The organism is Pacificimonas pallii (genome assembly GCF_019204005.1).
Classification (GTDB): domain Bacteria; phylum Pseudomonadota; class Alphaproteobacteria; order Sphingomonadales; family Sphingomonadaceae; genus Pacificimonas; species Pacificimonas pallii.
The window spans coordinates 959,182-974,247 of record NZ_JAGSPA010000001.1 but is presented as its reverse complement, the minus strand read 5'-3'; the positions used below and the strand labels follow the sequence as shown (position 1 = coordinate 974,247).

At 62.6% G+C, this 15,066-nt stretch carries 18 protein-coding genes; 11 read left to right on the top strand and 7 right to left on the bottom strand.

What is annotated here, in order from left to right:
- Nucleotides 1–9: 9 nt before the first annotated feature.
- Both KCG44_RS04600 and KCG44_RS04595 read right to left on the bottom strand, forming a co-directional pair.
- Nucleotides 10–447, bottom strand: coding sequence for a DUF6841 family protein (locus KCG44_RS04600; protein ID WP_218444495.1), 438 nt, complete (start codon nucleotides 445–447; stop codon nucleotides 10–12).
- On the bottom strand, nucleotides 440–1,666 hold the full coding sequence (locus KCG44_RS04595) for an argininosuccinate synthase (protein ID WP_218444494.1): 1,227 nt from the start codon (nucleotides 1,664–1,666) through the stop codon (nucleotides 440–442). Before KCG44_RS04595 ends, KCG44_RS04600 begins: the two co-directional genes overlap by 8 nt.
- A gap of 122 nt (nucleotides 1,667–1,788) precedes the next feature.
- Here KCG44_RS04595 and KCG44_RS04590 point away from each other — a divergent pair, with 122 nt between their 5' ends.
- The gene (locus KCG44_RS04590; protein WP_218444493.1) at nucleotides 1,789–2,484 is read left to right on the top strand and encodes an EF-hand domain-containing protein; all 696 of its coding nucleotides are present in this window, start codon (nucleotides 1,789–1,791) and stop codon (nucleotides 2,482–2,484) included.
- A 224-nt stretch (nucleotides 2,485–2,708) separates the two neighbouring features.
- The gene (locus KCG44_RS04585) at nucleotides 2,709–3,092 is read left to right on the top strand and encodes a hypothetical protein (RefSeq protein ID WP_218444491.1); all 384 of its coding nucleotides are present in this window, start codon (nucleotides 2,709–2,711) and stop codon (nucleotides 3,090–3,092) included.
- Nucleotides 3,093–3,572: 480 nt separating this feature from the next.
- Here the strand turns inward: KCG44_RS04585 and KCG44_RS04580 are convergent, their stop codons facing one another.
- The 3 genes from KCG44_RS04580 to KCG44_RS04570 all read right to left on the bottom strand — a co-directional run bounded on the left by KCG44_RS04580 (nucleotide 3,573) and on the right by KCG44_RS04570 (nucleotide 6,440).
- Nucleotides 3,573–4,790, bottom strand: coding sequence for an acyl-CoA dehydrogenase family protein (locus KCG44_RS04580; protein ID WP_218444490.1), 1,218 nt, complete (start codon nucleotides 4,788–4,790; stop codon nucleotides 3,573–3,575).
- Between the two features lie 152 nt (nucleotides 4,791–4,942).
- The gene (locus tag KCG44_RS04575) at nucleotides 4,943–6,049 is read right to left on the bottom strand and encodes an acyl-CoA dehydrogenase family protein (RefSeq protein ID WP_218444489.1); all 1,107 of its coding nucleotides are present in this window, start codon (nucleotides 6,047–6,049) and stop codon (nucleotides 4,943–4,945) included.
- A 196-nt stretch (nucleotides 6,050–6,245) separates the two neighbouring features.
- Nucleotides 6,246–6,440 (bottom strand): DUF1192 domain-containing protein, encoded by a 195-nt coding sequence (locus KCG44_RS04570; protein ID WP_218444488.1) that lies wholly within the window; start codon nucleotides 6,438–6,440, stop codon nucleotides 6,246–6,248.
- Between the two features lie 71 nt (nucleotides 6,441–6,511).
- Between KCG44_RS04570 and KCG44_RS04565 the strand changes: the two genes are divergently transcribed.
- A complete protein-coding gene (locus KCG44_RS04565; protein ID WP_218444487.1) occupies nucleotides 6,512–7,510 on the top strand; it encodes an NAD(P)H-quinone oxidoreductase in 999 nt (332 codons plus the stop codon).
- Nucleotides 7,511–7,621: 111 nt separating this feature from the next.
- On the opposite strand, the gene KCG44_RS04560 is transcribed toward KCG44_RS04565, so the two are convergent.
- Nucleotides 7,622–8,176 (bottom strand): porin family protein, encoded by a 555-nt coding sequence (locus KCG44_RS04560; RefSeq protein ID WP_218444485.1) that lies wholly within the window; start codon nucleotides 8,174–8,176, stop codon nucleotides 7,622–7,624.
- 348 nt (nucleotides 8,177–8,524) lie between these two features.
- A complete protein-coding gene (gene soxR / locus KCG44_RS04555; RefSeq protein WP_439651409.1) occupies nucleotides 8,525–8,983 on the bottom strand; it encodes a redox-sensitive transcriptional activator SoxR in 459 nt (152 codons plus the stop codon).
- 76 nt (nucleotides 8,984–9,059) lie between these two features.
- Here soxR and KCG44_RS04550 point away from each other — a divergent pair, with 76 nt between their 5' ends.
- The 8 genes from KCG44_RS04550 (at nucleotide 9,060) to rplS (ending at nucleotide 15,010) form a co-directional block, all read left to right on the top strand.
- Nucleotides 9,060–9,518 carry a VOC family protein gene (locus tag KCG44_RS04550; RefSeq protein WP_255536299.1) on the top strand — a complete coding sequence of 153 codons (459 nt, stop codon included), beginning with the start codon at nucleotides 9,060–9,062 and terminating at the stop codon, nucleotides 9,516–9,518.
- 336 nt (nucleotides 9,519–9,854) lie between these two features.
- A complete protein-coding gene (ffh, locus tag KCG44_RS04545; RefSeq protein ID WP_218444484.1) occupies nucleotides 9,855–11,273 on the top strand; it encodes a signal recognition particle protein in 1,419 nt (472 codons plus the stop codon).
- 31 nt (nucleotides 11,274–11,304) lie between these two features.
- Nucleotides 11,305–11,778 (top strand): 30S ribosomal protein S16, encoded by a 474-nt coding sequence (rpsP, locus tag KCG44_RS04540; protein ID WP_218444483.1) that lies wholly within the window; start codon nucleotides 11,305–11,307, stop codon nucleotides 11,776–11,778.
- A 109-nt stretch (nucleotides 11,779–11,887) separates the two neighbouring features.
- On the top strand, nucleotides 11,888–12,397 hold the full coding sequence (gene rimM, locus KCG44_RS04535; protein ID WP_218444482.1) for a ribosome maturation factor RimM: 510 nt from the start codon (nucleotides 11,888–11,890) through the stop codon (nucleotides 12,395–12,397).
- A gap of 79 nt (nucleotides 12,398–12,476) precedes the next feature.
- A complete protein-coding gene (locus KCG44_RS04530; RefSeq protein WP_218444481.1) occupies nucleotides 12,477–12,950 on the top strand; it encodes an ATP-dependent zinc protease family protein in 474 nt (157 codons plus the stop codon).
- Nucleotides 12,947–13,852, top strand: a complete 906-nt coding sequence (gene rimK, locus KCG44_RS04525; protein WP_218444479.1) for a 30S ribosomal protein S6--L-glutamate ligase — start codon at nucleotides 12,947–12,949, stop codon at nucleotides 13,850–13,852. The genes KCG44_RS04530 and rimK overlap by 4 nt, the downstream gene beginning before the upstream one ends.
- Nucleotides 13,849–14,589: a tRNA (guanosine(37)-N1)-methyltransferase TrmD gene (trmD, locus tag KCG44_RS04520; RefSeq protein ID WP_218444478.1), complete on the top strand. Its 741-nt coding sequence runs from the start codon at nucleotides 13,849–13,851 to the stop codon at nucleotides 14,587–14,589. The genes rimK and trmD overlap by 4 nt, the downstream gene beginning before the upstream one ends.
- Nucleotide 14,590: 1 nt before the next feature.
- The gene (gene rplS, locus KCG44_RS04515) at nucleotides 14,591–15,010 is read left to right on the top strand and encodes a 50S ribosomal protein L19 (protein WP_218444477.1); all 420 of its coding nucleotides are present in this window, start codon (nucleotides 14,591–14,593) and stop codon (nucleotides 15,008–15,010) included.
- Nucleotides 15,011–15,066: the final 56 nt, after the last annotated feature.

The following is a 15,066-nucleotide window of genomic DNA, read 5'->3' as shown; positions in this document are numbered from 1 at the left end:
GCGCCCATTTTAGTGCGTCAGGCCCGGCGGCAATTCCTGTCCATGCCTGGCCAGCACCGCGATTTCATCGGTCAGGTCGCTGGCTACAATTGCCCAGACGCCGTCCATCGCCGCCAGCGTTTCTCGTGTGTCGAAGCAGGCGGCCTCACTGCCTTCCTCGTCGATCAGTTCCCAATGCAGCCGCACCGCCGCCGCATCGCCAGGCAGGCCGGACACTTCCTCGACCGTGATGTGCACCATGTCCGTGCCTGCCGCTTCATGACGCATCATGCGAACGTCCATATGCGCGCGCAGCTCTTCGGGGGTCTCGATGAACGTCGTCTCCGGCCCGATGCGCACACCGTGCGGAATCGCCAGAAAGCTCATCACCACATCCTCGTCATTCGCGTTCAGCGCGGCGGCGTAGTCCGTGAAGAAATCTTCCATGGCGGCAAAGAGCTCAGCCACCACGTTTCCTCTGGCCCAGCAGGCGCAGGCGCAGCGCGTTCAGGCGAATGAAGCCCTCCGCATCGCGCTGGTTATAGATCCCCTTGTCATCCTCGAATGTGACAACATCCTGCGAATAGAGGTTAAAACTGACATCCGCCTTACGTCCGACAGTCTGCACGCTGCCCTTGTACAGTTTCAGGCGTACGGTTCCCGTCACGCTTTCCTGGCTGTGATCGATGGCCGCCTGCAGCATTTCCCGCTCCGGGCTGAACCACATGCCATTGTAGATCAGCTCGGCATAACGCGGCATCAACTCGTCCTTCAGGTGCCCCGCCCCCCTGTCGAGTGTCAGCTGTTCGATACCGCGATGCGCTTCAAGATATATGGTGCCGCCGGGCGTCTCATACATGCCGCGCGATTTCATGCCGACGAAGCGGTTCTCCACCAGGTCGAGGCGTCCAATGCCATGCAGGCGGCCATATTCGTTCAGCGTTTCCAGAATCGTCGCCGGGCTCATGCCCTCGCCATTGATCGCAACGGCGTCGCCGCGTTCGAAATCGACGGTAATATATTCGGGCGTATCCGGGGCCTCCTCGGGATTTACCGTACGGGAATAGACATAGTCCGGCGTTTCCTCCCACGGATCCTCCAGCACTTTGCCTTCGGACGATGTGTGCAGCATGTTCGCATCCGTCGAGAATGGCGCTTCGCCGCGCTTGTCCTTGGTCACTTCGATACCATGCTCTTCGGCAAAGGCGATCAGCCGCGACCGGCTGGTCAGATCCCACTCGCGCCACGGGGCGATCACCTTGATGTCGGGATCAAGGGCGTAATAGCCAAGCTCGAACCGCACCTGATCATTGCCCTTGCCCGTCGCGCCGTGGCTGACCGCATTCGCGCCCACCTGATGCGCGATTTCGATCTGCCGTTTTGAAATCAGCGGGCGGGCAATCGCCGTGCCAAGCAGGTACAGCCCTTCATACAGCGCATTCGCGCGCATCATGGGGAAAACATAATCCCTGCAGAATTCCTCCCGCAGATCGTCAATGAAGATGTTCTCCGCCTTCACGCCCGCCGCCAGCGCCTTTGCGCGTGCCGGCTCCAGCTCCTCGCCCTGGCCCAGGTCGGCGGTGAAGGTCACCACCTCGCAATGATAGGTTTCCTGCAGCCACTTCAGGATCACGCTGGTGTCGAGGCCGCCGGAATAGGCGAGCACGACCTTTTTGATGTCGGACATATATGGTCTCGGTCTTCCAAGGGGAGTTGCGACGCAGGCTTTCGCAAAGATGACCCGGGCGTTCAAGGGATATGCATGTCGCCCATCGTAACGCTCTCATATCACCATCCGGGAGATACGAGATGAAAACCGAATTCCTAGTCGCAGCCAGCATGGCCACACTCTTCGCAGCAGGCGGCGTTCTCGCCGACCATCATGGCGGCAAGGACAAACGCAATGCGGAGATGACCCGCGCGGATCTCACAACCCGGATCGAGCAGCGCTTCGCCCGCCTCGACACCGATTCCGACGGTGCCATCACGCAGGCCGAGATGAAGGCCATGCACGAAGCTCGCATGGAAAAACGCGCCGAGCGCCGTGCGGCACGAATGGCGAAAGCCGATACGGACGGAAATGGCGCACTCAGCGCTGGCGAGTGGGAAGCCATGGTCGAAGCCCGCGCCGGGAAACGCGCCGAAAAGCTTACGGAACGCCGCATCGCCGCCTTTGCGGCGCTTGATCGCGATAATGACGGCGAAATCAGCCAGACCGAATTGAGCGAGCGCCATGCCATGCACCGCGAGCGCAGCAAGGCAATGCACTCCGAACGGCACGGACAGCGGGGACAGCGCAGCATGCGTATGCTGGAGCGTGCCGACGCCGACAAGGACGGCGCAGTAACGCTCGCAGAGCTGCAGACCAGCGCCCTGGCACGCTTCGACCGGGCCGATGCAAACAGCGATGGCACGGTAACCCCCGACGAACGCCGCGCCGCGCGCAAAGCGCGCCATGACGAGCGGCGCGCGGAACGGCACGGCGGAGGTGGCAGCGACAACTAGCCGCCAGAGTTTCCGCACGCACCCCATACTCTCCTTTGGGTTCCCCCGCATGCGGCAACCGCGCACATGACAGGTTCCCCCTGACCTTTGGCATGTGCGCGCAAAACGAGAAGGCCGGTATCCGCCATCCCTTCGGATACCGGCCTTTTTCACATGTTGAGCTTGGCCTTACGCGCAAAAGCGCAAAGGCGCGAAAGCAGCCATTCAGGTAGGACGGCGCGCTTTTGACAGACATTGCCGGTGCTGCCATCCAGCGCGCCAACGACCAGGTTTACCTGCCGGAAATGCGATCTCTTCGGCAGAGCGCCCAGAACGGCCACGGCCGCAATGCCCGCACGCTTCGCCGATGTTACGCCGATCGCGGTGGCCTCAACGACCAGCATTGCCTACGGATCGACACCCAACATATCCCAATCATTCGAACAGGCATCGGGTGCCGGTTTTTGCGCTTCACCTCTTCGCGCGAGACGATATGGCCGAACACAGATATGGGCACCGCGCCGCCAGCGGCGTGCAAGACGGCATCGATATTCATCAGACCCGTGATCGCCACCAGTCCCAGCTTCATCGCCAGCAAGCCGAAATTGGGGATAAGTATTCCAGTGTGAATGCACATCATGCCAATGCTGCTAAAGCGGAAACAAAGGGGGTCTGAGACACATCACCGAAATGCCGGTTCGCCTACATCCGGGCGGGAAGCCGCCGGACGGCTCCCAAACCGCCTCTGCGGATATTCCAAATCCATATCCAATTGTACCGGCGCGCGTTCGTTCACAGGAACTTTCCCGTGATAAATATCATCAAAACCGTCGCCATCTCTTCGCGCCGGATATAATTGCGCTAATCAGGTTTTCGTCATGAAATCTTCGAGCTGGATTTCCATTTTAGTGAAAAAAGGGTGACGCGCTGCAGGGAAAACCGGATCGTCAGCAGACGCTTCCAATAATCTCGGTGCCAACATCCGGACATGTGCCCTTCAGCAGCTGATGCAGGTCAGCGAGGGAGCAACCGGAACCGGACGGGAAACAGGTCGATGACAGACTCCCAAACAGAGACCGGCCCCGACATGTCTCCGGTCCCTTGCCCCGTCACAAAGCCTCGATCTCGTTGAACGGCGTGTCCTTTGGCGGGCGCAGATCGCCGGGCAGGCCGAGGACGCGTTCGGCGATGATGTTCCTGAGGATCTCGTCCGTACCGCCAGCGATCCTGAGGCCCGCGGAACCGAAATAGCTACCCTGCAATTTCGCAAGCTCGCTGCCCTCCGCCGCGGCCATGAACCCGGCGCTTTCCGATATGTCGAGCGCGAAGCGGCTGATGTCCTGCATCTGCTTTGCAACGACAACCTTTGAAATCGACTGTTCCGCGCCGGGGGTCTTGCCTTGCGACAGCGCCGACAGGGACCGCTGCTGCGTCAGCTTCACGCCCTGGTCGTTGATATAGGCCTGCGCGATCTGGTCGCGCACATCGGCCTGTTCGGATGCCGGGCCGAGTGCGGTTTCGATTTCCTTCGCGACCGCCATCAGCGTCGACCAGTCCGGCGAATATCTGGGCTTGCCGCCCACGGCGAGGCGCTCGTTCATCAATGTGGTCAGCGCCGCCTTCCAGCCCTCGCCTTCCGCGCCCAGACGCCAGCTGTCGGGCACGCGGACATCATCGAAAAACACTTCGTTGAAATCGCTGCCACCGGACATCTGCTTCAGCGGGCGGCATTCGACGCCCGGGTCGCGCATGTCGACAATGAACATCGTCAGGCCCTTATGCTTTGGCGCGCCGGGATCGGTGCGCGTGACGATGATGCCATAGTCGCAAAGATGCGCGTTGGTGGTCCAGACCTTCTGACCATTGATCACCCACTCATCGCCGTCCTTCTCCGCCTTGGTGCGGATACCGGCCAGGTCGCTGCCAGCGGCGGGTTCAGAGAAAAGCTGGCACCAGATTTCGTCACCATCCAGCGCCTTGGGGACAAAGCGGTCGATGACGTCCTGACTGCCGTGCGTGAAGACGGTCGGAATGCACATGCCAAGGCCGATCGCATAAAGCCCGGTTGGCGCCGCGCTCTTCCCCTCTTCCTGGCTGAAAATGATGGATTCCATCGGGCCCTTGCCCTGTCCGCCGAACTTCTTCGGCCAGGTAATCCCGGCATAGCCGCCGTCATATTTTTTCTTCTGCCAGCTCCGCTGCCGCGCGACATATTCCTCATTCGAGGCGGGCGCGGGCAGACCCTCATATTCCGCCGTATGCTCGGCAATCCATGCACGAACGCCTTCGCGAATTTTCGCCTCTTCGGGGCTGTCGTTGAAATCCATGATAATACCCTCTCAAATCTCTGTCCGCCGCAACGTTCTGATCTTCATCATCCCGAGCGAAGTCGAGGGACGCACCAACCGCTGTGCAAATCCGTCATGCGTCCTTCGACTGCGCTCAGGATGAGCGGATTTGGTCGGTTGCATCCAATATTTTACGCCGCCGCCGCATTCCTGCGCTCCAGCGTCCTGACCAATCGATCCGACCAAAAGCCGCGGCTACCAAGTGCCGCACTCAGCGCCCGCGACCGGCGGTAATAGAACTGGCAGTTCGATTCCCATGTGAACCCGATGCCGCCGTGCAGTTGCACATTCTCCTCAGCCGTGAATGCCAGCGCGTCGAGCGCCGCGGTGCGCGCCGCCGCCGCCGCCTGCCGCAACTCCGGCGCGTCGACCTCGAACGCCCAGGCGCCGTGCATGGCATGGGCGCGGGCCAGCTGCTGCTTGATGTACATGTCGGCGGCCTTGTGCTTCACGCCCTGATAGCGCCCGATCCGCTGGCCGAACGCCACCCGGTCGCGGGCATAGTCGATCGCCATGACCATCGCGGCATCCTGCGTGCCGATGGCCTCGAATGCCGACAGCACCGCCGCCTTGTCCAGGAAATCGCCATAGGCATCCGCCCCGCCCATCGCCTCGGCGCGCGCGTCTTTCAGCGTCACGCGCCCGTGCTGCCGCACCAGATCGAGCGTCGTGACCGCTTCAACCTGAACCGCGTCCTGATCGAACTCGACAAGGAACAGCCCCGGGCCGGCCGTCCGCGCGCCTGTAAATATACCGACATGTGCGATCGTGGCATCCGCAATGGGCGCCTTCATGCCGGTCAGGCCGCTTTTCGTCATCCGCGCATTCGGCATGGAGGTCGGCACCTGTGTCCCGCCCTCGCCCCAGCCGACGCAGCCGATCACGCTGCCATCCGCGATCCTGGGCAGCCACGCCGCCTTCTGCGCTTCGGTACCCGCCGCCAGCAGCGCTTCGGTAAACAGCATCGTCGACATCAGCGGCACCGGCGCCAGGCTGCGCCCGACTTCCTCGGCGATCAGGCACGCTTCTTCCGCACCCAGCCCAAGCCCGCCATGTTCCTCCGGCACGCGCAGCGCCGTCAGGCCCAGCTCGACAACACCCTGCCACATGCCCTCATCAAAGGCGATATCGTCGTCGTTCATCACCCTGCGCGCGGAATCCGGTCCGGCCTCGGCATCGAAGAACTTCCGCGCCTGCGCCTGCAATTCGCGCGCATCGTCCGAAAAATCGAAATTCATAAAATCGCTCTCCTATGCCGCGCACTATGCGAGGGAAATACGCGGCGCGGCGACCCTTAGTTTGAAGGGGTGGGCAGAAAAAAGCCGCGCGCGGTGCCTATCGGTGCCCATCGAAGCGCTGTCAGATCAGAAATCCGCCGCCCCGCCAACCGCCGGTATGACGTGGGGAGCGTAGGCCGCCCGTCTTCGACAACCCTCAGCTCTTCGAAAACAGCGCGTCGGCGTTCGACTTGAAATCCCTGGCCCCCGCCAGCCGCGCCTTCGTGCGCGAAATCTCGCGCTCCAGCACCGCTACGCGGGCCTCCAGTTCATGGACGCTCAGCCGGTCGAGGTCCTCCTTGATGACAATGTCGAGCGGGGCGCCGGGGCGCGGCAGGTCGTCTTCTTCCATTTCACAAAGCTAGCAGCTTGGGCCGCGTCTTGCTATCCGGCGCGCACCGAGGACTGGGAGCATATGCCGAAATGACCGACCTGCCGACCGAAATGCGCGCCATCGACCCCGGCGAAACGGGCGGGCCGGAGGTCATGCAGGTCGTTACCCGCCCTGTCCCGCAGGCAGGCCCCGGCGAGGTCCTGATCGAGATCCACGCGGCCGGCGTCAATCGCCCCGACGTGCTGCAGCGTATGGGCCTGTATCCCATGCCGCCGGGGATCACGTCGATCATGGGGCTGGAGGTGTCCGGCCGGATCGCGGCGCTGGGTGAAGGCGTCACGCACTTCACCATTGGCGACCCGGTATGCGCGCTGGTGCCGGGTGGCGGCTATGCGGAATATGTAAACGCGCCCGCCGGTTCCGTACTGCCTGTGCCGGATGGGATCGACATGATCGATGCGGCGGGCCTGCCGGAAAGCTATTTCACGGTCTGGTCAAACCTCTTCGAACGCGGCGCGGCAAAGGACGGCGAGACCGTGCTCGTCCACGGCGGCACAAGCGGAATTGGCACGACTGCCATCCAGCTTTGCAACGCCTTTGATGTGAAGGTGTTCGTCACCGCCGGTTCGGACGGGAAATGCGATGCCGCGCGTCAAGTCGGCGCGGATCTCGCGATCAATTACAGGACGGAGGATTTCGTCGAGCGGGTAAAGGCCGCGGCCCCCGGCGGCGTCGACGTCGTGCTTGACATGGTCGGCGGCGATTATGTCCCGCGCAACATCGAATGCCTTGGCGAGGACGGCCGCCATGTCTCCATCGCCATGCAGCGCGGCGCGGCAGCGGAAGTCAGTATCCTCGCCGTCATGGCCAAACGCCTGCGCCTGACCGGGTCATTCCTCCGCCCGCGACCCGCCGCATTCAAGGCACTTGTCGCGCGCAGCCTGCACGAAACCGTGTGGCCCGAATTTGCCGCGGGCAAACTTTCGGCGCTCACCGACAGGGTCTATCCGCTGGAACAGGCCGCCGACGCGCACCGCCGCATGGAAGCGGGCGACCATGTCGGCAAGATCCTCCTGAAAATACGCTGAGAGGGGTGTCGGCGAGATCGGCGCTGCCATCAGCGCCGCCAGCACAGGCCCTATGCGAGCTTCGCGAACAGGGGCGGGCCCGTCAGGACCCGCCCCGCTCACAACCCGCGGCTAGAAGTGGAAGATCGCGGATGCGTTTGGACGGATCGATTCGAAATCGCCGAACGTGTCGACGCCCAGGCGCAGGCGAACACCGCTTTCCCCGGTCACGCCGCCAAGGCCAATGTCCTGCGGTCCGACTTCGACGCCCATACCGTACAGCATGCCCTTATCGTCCTTGAAGCCGCGCTCTTCCTCGATCCACTGATAACCGACCTTGCCGAACAGCAGGCCGGATTCGCCAATGCGCACGCCAAAGCGGCCCGCCGCGCCATATTCCCAGTCGATCTCGTCGAAACCATAGGCCAGATTCGCCTCTGCGCCGACGAAAAACGCACCCAGCGGCACGTTGACACCGGCGGTGCCGATGATCAGCGACCCGTCCGTGGAGTCGGGCGCATTGTTCAGCGGTGACGCGCCGCGCCTGTCGAAATCATGATAGCCGGCGCCAATGCCGACATAGGGCTCGATGCCGAACGCCTTGCTGCCGTCGGGCGCATCCTGCGCCTGCGCGGCAAATGGAAGTGTGATGGCCGCGATGGCGGCCAGTGTGAAACTGCGGAACATGTCAATAATCCTTACGCTAAAATGCCGACAAACCCCGCCGGCATGGGCTCCCTATTCTCGCAGCCGGGACCAAGCCCCTGTCAGCCGGTACGATATGTTGAAAACGTTGTTTCCGGGCCATGGTTTCAGCATGTTGCGACCACAAGATACATTTGTGACTAATTTGCCACGCCCGTATTTTCTCCCCGAGGGCGACGGACCCGTATCGAAAAATCCCTCGCGGAATCTGCATGGGGAGAAAGCGGGTCCGAGACCTCCAGCCCTGCCACTCGCGCGCCATTCTGCTGAAGCAAGACCCTCAACCCTGATTATCCTGAGCGGATCAGGCGAATGGCACGCCCCCCCCCGTCAGCCGTTCCGCTCCCCCAGAACCCAGCGCGCACCGCTGCCGCGTGCCCGCGCTTCGTCATCCGGATTGTAAATCGCGCAGCTTTTCAGCGACAGGCAGCCGCAGCCAATGCACCCGTCCAGACGGTCGCGCAGGCGTTCCATCCGCACGATCCGTTCATCCAGCACCCCGCGCATCGCCGTACTCAGCCGGGTCCAGTCCGCCTTGGTTGGCGTCCGTCCATTGGGCAGCGCCGCCAGCTGCGCGCGCACGTCCTCCAGCGTGAAGCCCAGCTGTTGGGCGATGCGGATGAAGGAGAGCCTGCGGTTATCCGCTCGCAAAAATCGTCGCTGCCCGCCATTATTGCGCATCGGCGCGACCAGCCCCGCCTCCTCGTAAAACCGGATCGCCGACACGCTCAGCCCGGTCCGCGCGGCCACCTGCCCGATCGCCAGAAGATCCCTCGCCGACAATTTCATATGCGCGTCTCCGAAAATGCAGAAATGACTCAGGTGAAAAAATAGCTTGACCTCAACTTAAGTTGAGGAATTATTCATGTCGACCTTCATCCCGCGTACCGGGTGCGACGCAGCGCCGGACATCGCATCAATAAGGAAGGTCATCATCATGAAACCCGCCCTCTTCGAACATGTGAATTACACGGTCACCGATCCCGACCGGACGGCAAAAATGCTGGAAGCGATATTTGGCTGGCACGTCCGCTGGGCGGGCGCGTCGATGACAAACGGCCGCTCCGTTCATGTCGGCACCGACGACCGCTACGTCGCGCTGTTCTCGCGCGGCGGCACATTGGCGCGGCCCAGCTGCTATGACAGCCCCGGCGGCCTCAACCATCTCGGCATATTGGTCGACGATCTGGACGCCGCGGAACAACGGGTGAAGGATTACGGCCTGACCCCCGAAAGCCACCAGACCTACGACCCCGGCAGCCGCTTCTATTTCTACGATGCCGACGGCATTGAATATGAGGTGGTGAGCTATGCGTGTGCATGAAGAGAATAGGCTGATCGTGTCGCAGGCCCAGACTCAAGCATTCCTGTCGATCGCTCCCAGGGCTCGCCATGCGGATGCCGCGGTCAGACCGTGAGCTGCGAAATGTGGCCGCTAGATCATGGATTAAGAGCCCGCCCGCCGCCATCATTGCGGCGGGCGGGCTCTTGATAAGCGGCTGACCATCGCAACTTGACCCGAACCACGCCCCGCCCTATGTGCAGCCCCGCTTTCACGTAAGGCAAAACGCACATTCGACGCCCACGGGCGCCGCCGGTCAGCGAGGTTTCGCCCACCGGCGTTTTTTGCGTTGCGCCTTATAAAATGGAGAAACGGTACTTGTTCGAGTCACTTTCCGATCGCCTTGGCGGCGTCTTTGACAAGCTTCGCGGGCGCGGTGCGCTTAACGAGGCGGACGTCCGTGCGGCCATGCGGGAAGTGCGCATTGCGCTGCTTGAGGCTGACGTGGCCCTGCCGGTCGCCAAGGACTTCATCGCCAAGGTGACGCAGCGCGCCATCGGCACGGAAGTGACCAAGTCCGTCACGCCGGGCCAGCAGGTCGTCAAGATCGTCAATGACGAGCTGGTCGCCATGCTGGGCGGCGAAGCGGAGGGACTGGAGCTGGGCGTCGCACCGCCCGCCGTCATCATGATGGTCGGCCTGCAGGGCTCGGGTAAGACAACCACCACGGCAAAGATCGCCCGCCGCCTGAAGACGAAGGACGGCAAGAAAGTCCTGATGGCGTCGCTCGATGTCAACCGCCCCGCCGCGCAGGAACAGCTGCGCGTGCTTGGCGAACAGGTGGAGGTCGCGACGCTTCCGATCATCGAGGGGCAGCAGCCCACCGAGATTGCCCGCCGTGCATTGCAGGCGGCGAAGCTTCAGGGGTTCGACGTCCTGATGCTCGATACGGCGGGCCGCCTGCACGTCGATGAAGCGCTGATGGCCGAAATGCAGGCCGTCGCGGCCGCGGCGAACCCTGCCGAAGCATTGCTGGTCGTCGATGCCCTGACCGGTCAGGATGCGGTCAACGTCGCCACCAATTTCTCCGAGCGCATGGCGCTGACCGGCGTCGTTCTGACCCGCATGGACGGCGATGCGCGCGGCGGTGCCGCACTTTCCATGCGCGCCGTCACCGGCAAGCCGATCAAGTTCGTCGGCACCGGTGAAAAGGTCGATGCGCTCGACGCCTTCGACCCGTCGCGCGTCGCGGGCCGTATCCTGGGCATGGGCGATGTCGTCAGCCTGGTTGAAAAGGCCTCCGAATCCGTCGATGCCGACGCGGCGGAGGCCATGGCGAAGAAATTCGCCAAGGGTCAGTTCGACATGAACGACCTGCGCCAGCAACTGGCGCAGATGCAGAAAATGGGCGGCATGGGCGCGATGATGTCCATGATGCCGGGCCTCGGCAAGATGAAGGCACAGGCCGAAAAGGCGGGTGCCGACGACAAGCTTCTGAAGCGCATGGAGGCGATTATCCTTTCCATGACGCCAAAGGAACGCGGCCGTCCGCAGCTTTTGAACGCCAAGCGCAAAATCCGTATCGCCAATGGTGCCGGGACCACCGTGCAGGAGGTCAACCGCCTCCTGAAGATGCACAAGGAAATGTCCGGCGCGATGAAGAAGATCAAGAAAATGGGCGGTCTGAAAGGCTTCGCCAAGATGCTCGGCATGGGCGGCGGAATGCCGGATCTTGGCGATCTCGCCGGCGGCGGCATGCCGAAACTGCCCCCCGGCTTCGACAAATTCGGAAAATAGATACAACAAGTTAAGATTGAAGGAACATCACATGGCAGTAGTAATTCGTCTTTCCCGTGGCGGCGCCAAGAAACGCCCCTTTTACCGCGTTGTCGTCGCCGACAAGCGCGCCCCGCGTGACGGCAAATATCTGGAGCGTATCGGCAGCTACAACCCGCTCCTCCCCAAGGACAGCGATGAGCGCGTCAAAATCGACGTCGAGCGTGCGAAGCACTGGCTGTCCGTTGGCGCGGTTCCTTCCGACCGCGTCGCGCGCTTTCTGGAAACCGAAGGCCTGGTGAAGCGCGAGGCGAAGAATAATCCGAAAAAGGGTGAGCCGGGTGCCAATGCCAAGGCACGCGCTGAGGAAAAGGCCACCAAGGCCGCCGAAGCCGATGAAGCGGCCAAGGAAGCCGCCGCCGCCGCGGCGGAAACCCCTGCTGAAGAGCCTGCCGCTGAAGAGGCCCCCGCTGCCGACGCGCCCGCAGAAGAAGCGGCTGCGGACGACGCGGCGAAGGCTGAGTAATTCCGGCAACCCAGAAAACCTGTCATTCCGGCCTCCACCGGAATGACAGGTGGGGGCGGCGGCATTGCCTGAAGGAAACCATCCCGGACCAGGTCGAAGGACGCGCGACATGATCGAGGATAATTCCAATGCCGTTCTCCTTGCCGCCATTATCGGCGCGCATGGCATTTCGGGTGAAGTCCGCCTCAAACTCTTCGCCGACAGCGAGGACAGCTTTGCCGCGTTCAAAACCTACGATGCGGGCGGCCGCACGCTCACGCTCACCAGCATGAAGCGCGCGGGCAAGTCCTTTGTCGCGAGGTTCAAGGAAATCCACGACCGCACGGCCGCCGAAGCCCTGAAAGGTACGCGTCTGACCGTCGACCGCGACCGCCTCCCCGAACCCGGCGAGGGGGAGGTCTATGCCGCAGACCTGATCGGCCGCAGCGTCGGGACGCCCGATGGCCGGCTGGTCGGCCACATTCACGCCGTCGAAAATTACGGTGCGGGCGATATTCTCGATATCGAGAAGCCGGACGGCAAACGCTTCATGCTCGCCTTCAACGCCGATACCGTCCCCATATTTGGCGACAATGTCACGGTGGATCCGGACTATCTGGACGAGGCGGACCGGCCCTGATTGCGCGGAGCCTGTCGCCGCCGCGACGTGCGTGACAGATCATCTGTCACGCGGTCCCCAAGTCGATTATGAGTTCCGCATGATCACATCGAAAAAGATTCGCGCGAAGACACCGCGCGCGCTCGTGGGCTGGCGCGAATATGTCGGCTTTCCCGATCTGGACATCCCGTTCGTGCGCGCGAAGATCGACACGGGCGCGCGCACGAGTGCGCTGCATGCCACCAACCTCCATCACTATGACGTTGGCGGCGAAGACTGGGTGCGTTTCACGGTTCCCGCCAGAAAGGGGCGCCCGGAGCACCGGGTGGAGGCACCGCTGGCGGGCGTCAAGAAAGTGACCAGTTCCAACGGCGAAGCGCAGAGACGCTTCTACATCCACACAAAAATGAAAATCGGCAGCCGAATCTTCTCCGCCGAAGTAACACTCACGAATCGCGGCCAGATGGGCTATGCCATGCTGGTGGGGCGCACGGCCCTTCTCAGACGATATAATGTCGATGTCGCGAAATCCTGGGTGCAGGGCGGCGGACCTACAAAGGAAGTATCAAAATGAAACTCCTCATGCTCGCCCGTAATCCGAACCTTTATTCGCACAAGCGGCTGGTCGAGGCGGCCGAGGCGCGCGGCCACACGCTCGATATTGTCAACACGTTGCGCGTCTACATGAACATCACCTCGCATCGGCCGGAAGCGTTTTACAACGGGCAGAAGCTTACAGGCTATGACGCCATCATCCCGCGCATCGGCGCGTCGATCACGCAATATGGCCTCGCCGTGCTGCGTCAGTTCGAGATGATGGGCGTCTGGCCCCTGAACGAAAGCGTCGCCATCGGCCGCAGCCGTGACAAGCTGCGTTCCATGCAGATCCTGGCGCGCGCGGGTCTCGGCCTTCCCGTCACCGCCTTTGCGCATGACCCGAAGGCGACCGATGAGGTGCTCAAGATCGCGGGCGGCGCACCTGTTGTCATCAAACTCCTTGAGGGCACGCAGGGCATCGGCGTCGTCCTTGGCGACACCGAGCGCTCCGCACGTTCGGTGATCGAGGCGTTTCGCGGCGCGAACGTCAACATCCTGGTGCAGGAGTTCATCAAGGAGGCCGGCTCCACCGACATTCGCGCCTTCGTCGTCGGCGGCAAGGTCGTCGGGACCATGAAGCGCACCGGCGCGGAGGGGGATTTCCGCTCCAACCTGCATCGCGGCGGCAGCGCGGCGACCGTCAAGATCACGCCCGAGGAACGCTCCACCGCCGTCCGCGCCGCCGCGAAGATGGGCCTCAACGTCTGCGGCGTCGATATGCTGCGTTCGAACCACGGCCCGGTCATCATGGAAGTGAATTCCTCCCCCGGCCTCGAAGGCATGGAAGGCGCGACCGGCAAGGACATCGCCGGGATGATCATCCAGCACATCGAAACCCACGCAAAGCCGCACAAGACGAAGACCAAGGGCACCGGGTGAGCTTTCACGCCCAGGTCCTGACCCTCTATCCGGACATGTTTCCCGGCCCGCTCGGCACCTCGCTCGCGGGGCGCGCGCGGGACGAGGGGATCTGGTCGCTAGACACCGTCCAGATCCGCGACTTCGCAGACGATAGGCACCGCAGCGTCGACGATACCCCCGCCGGCGGGGGCGCGGGCATGGTGCTGCGTGCAGATGTGCTTGGGCGGGCGGTCGATCATGCGGTGACCGCGCAGCCGGGCGCACCGATGCTCTATATGTCGCCGCGCGGAAAGCCGCTGACACAGGCCCGCGTACGGGATCTTGCTGCCGGTCCGGGTGCCACCATCCTGTGCGGCCGGTTCGAGGGCGTCGATCAGCGTCTTTTGGATGCACGCGCCATCGAAGAGGTAAGCATTGGCGACTATATCCTTTCCGGCGGCGAACTGGGCGCGATGGTTCTCCTCGATGCTTGCATCCGCCTTCTCCCCGGAGTAATGGGCGCGAGCTTGAGCGGCGAGGACGAATCGTTCGAATCGGGTCTCCTCGAATATCCGCACTACACCCGACCACAGGAGTGGGAAGGGCGCACGATCCCTGAAGTGCTGCGATCGGGGGATCATGCGCGCATCGCGGCGTGGCGTCTTGAACGTTCCCGCGAAATGACACGGCTAAGGCGGCCGGACCTATGGGAGCGTCATGGTGATGCTCAGGTTCAGTCGCCCTCTGGTGAGCGGCGTGAGACGAAAGAGAAATGAGATGAATCTCATCCAGAAGATCAATGCCGAGCAGGTTGAAAAACATGCGGCGAAGAAAGACATTCCGGACTTCCGCGCCGGTGACACGCTGCGCGTCGGCGTCCGTGTCGTCGAGGGTGAGCGCAAGCGCATCCAGTTTTTCGAGGGCGTCTGCATTGCGCGCTCGAACCGTGGTATCAATTCCAATTTCACGATGCGCAAAGTGTCGTTCGGTGAGGGCGTCGAGCGCGTCTTCCCGCTCTACGGCCCCAATGTCGATTCCATCGAACTGAAGCGCCGCGGCGTCGTCCGCCGTGCGAAACTTTACTATCTGCGTGGCCGCAGCGGTAAGTCGGCGCGCATCGCCGAGCGTCGCTATGACCCGAAGAAAGCCGCCGAGGCCGCCGCTGCCAAGGTGCCGGCAAAGACCGACGCGGAATAATTCTGCCGGGAAGCGGGCATGTTCCGCTTCCCGCTTTCGCGCGGGCGGCTGGCCCG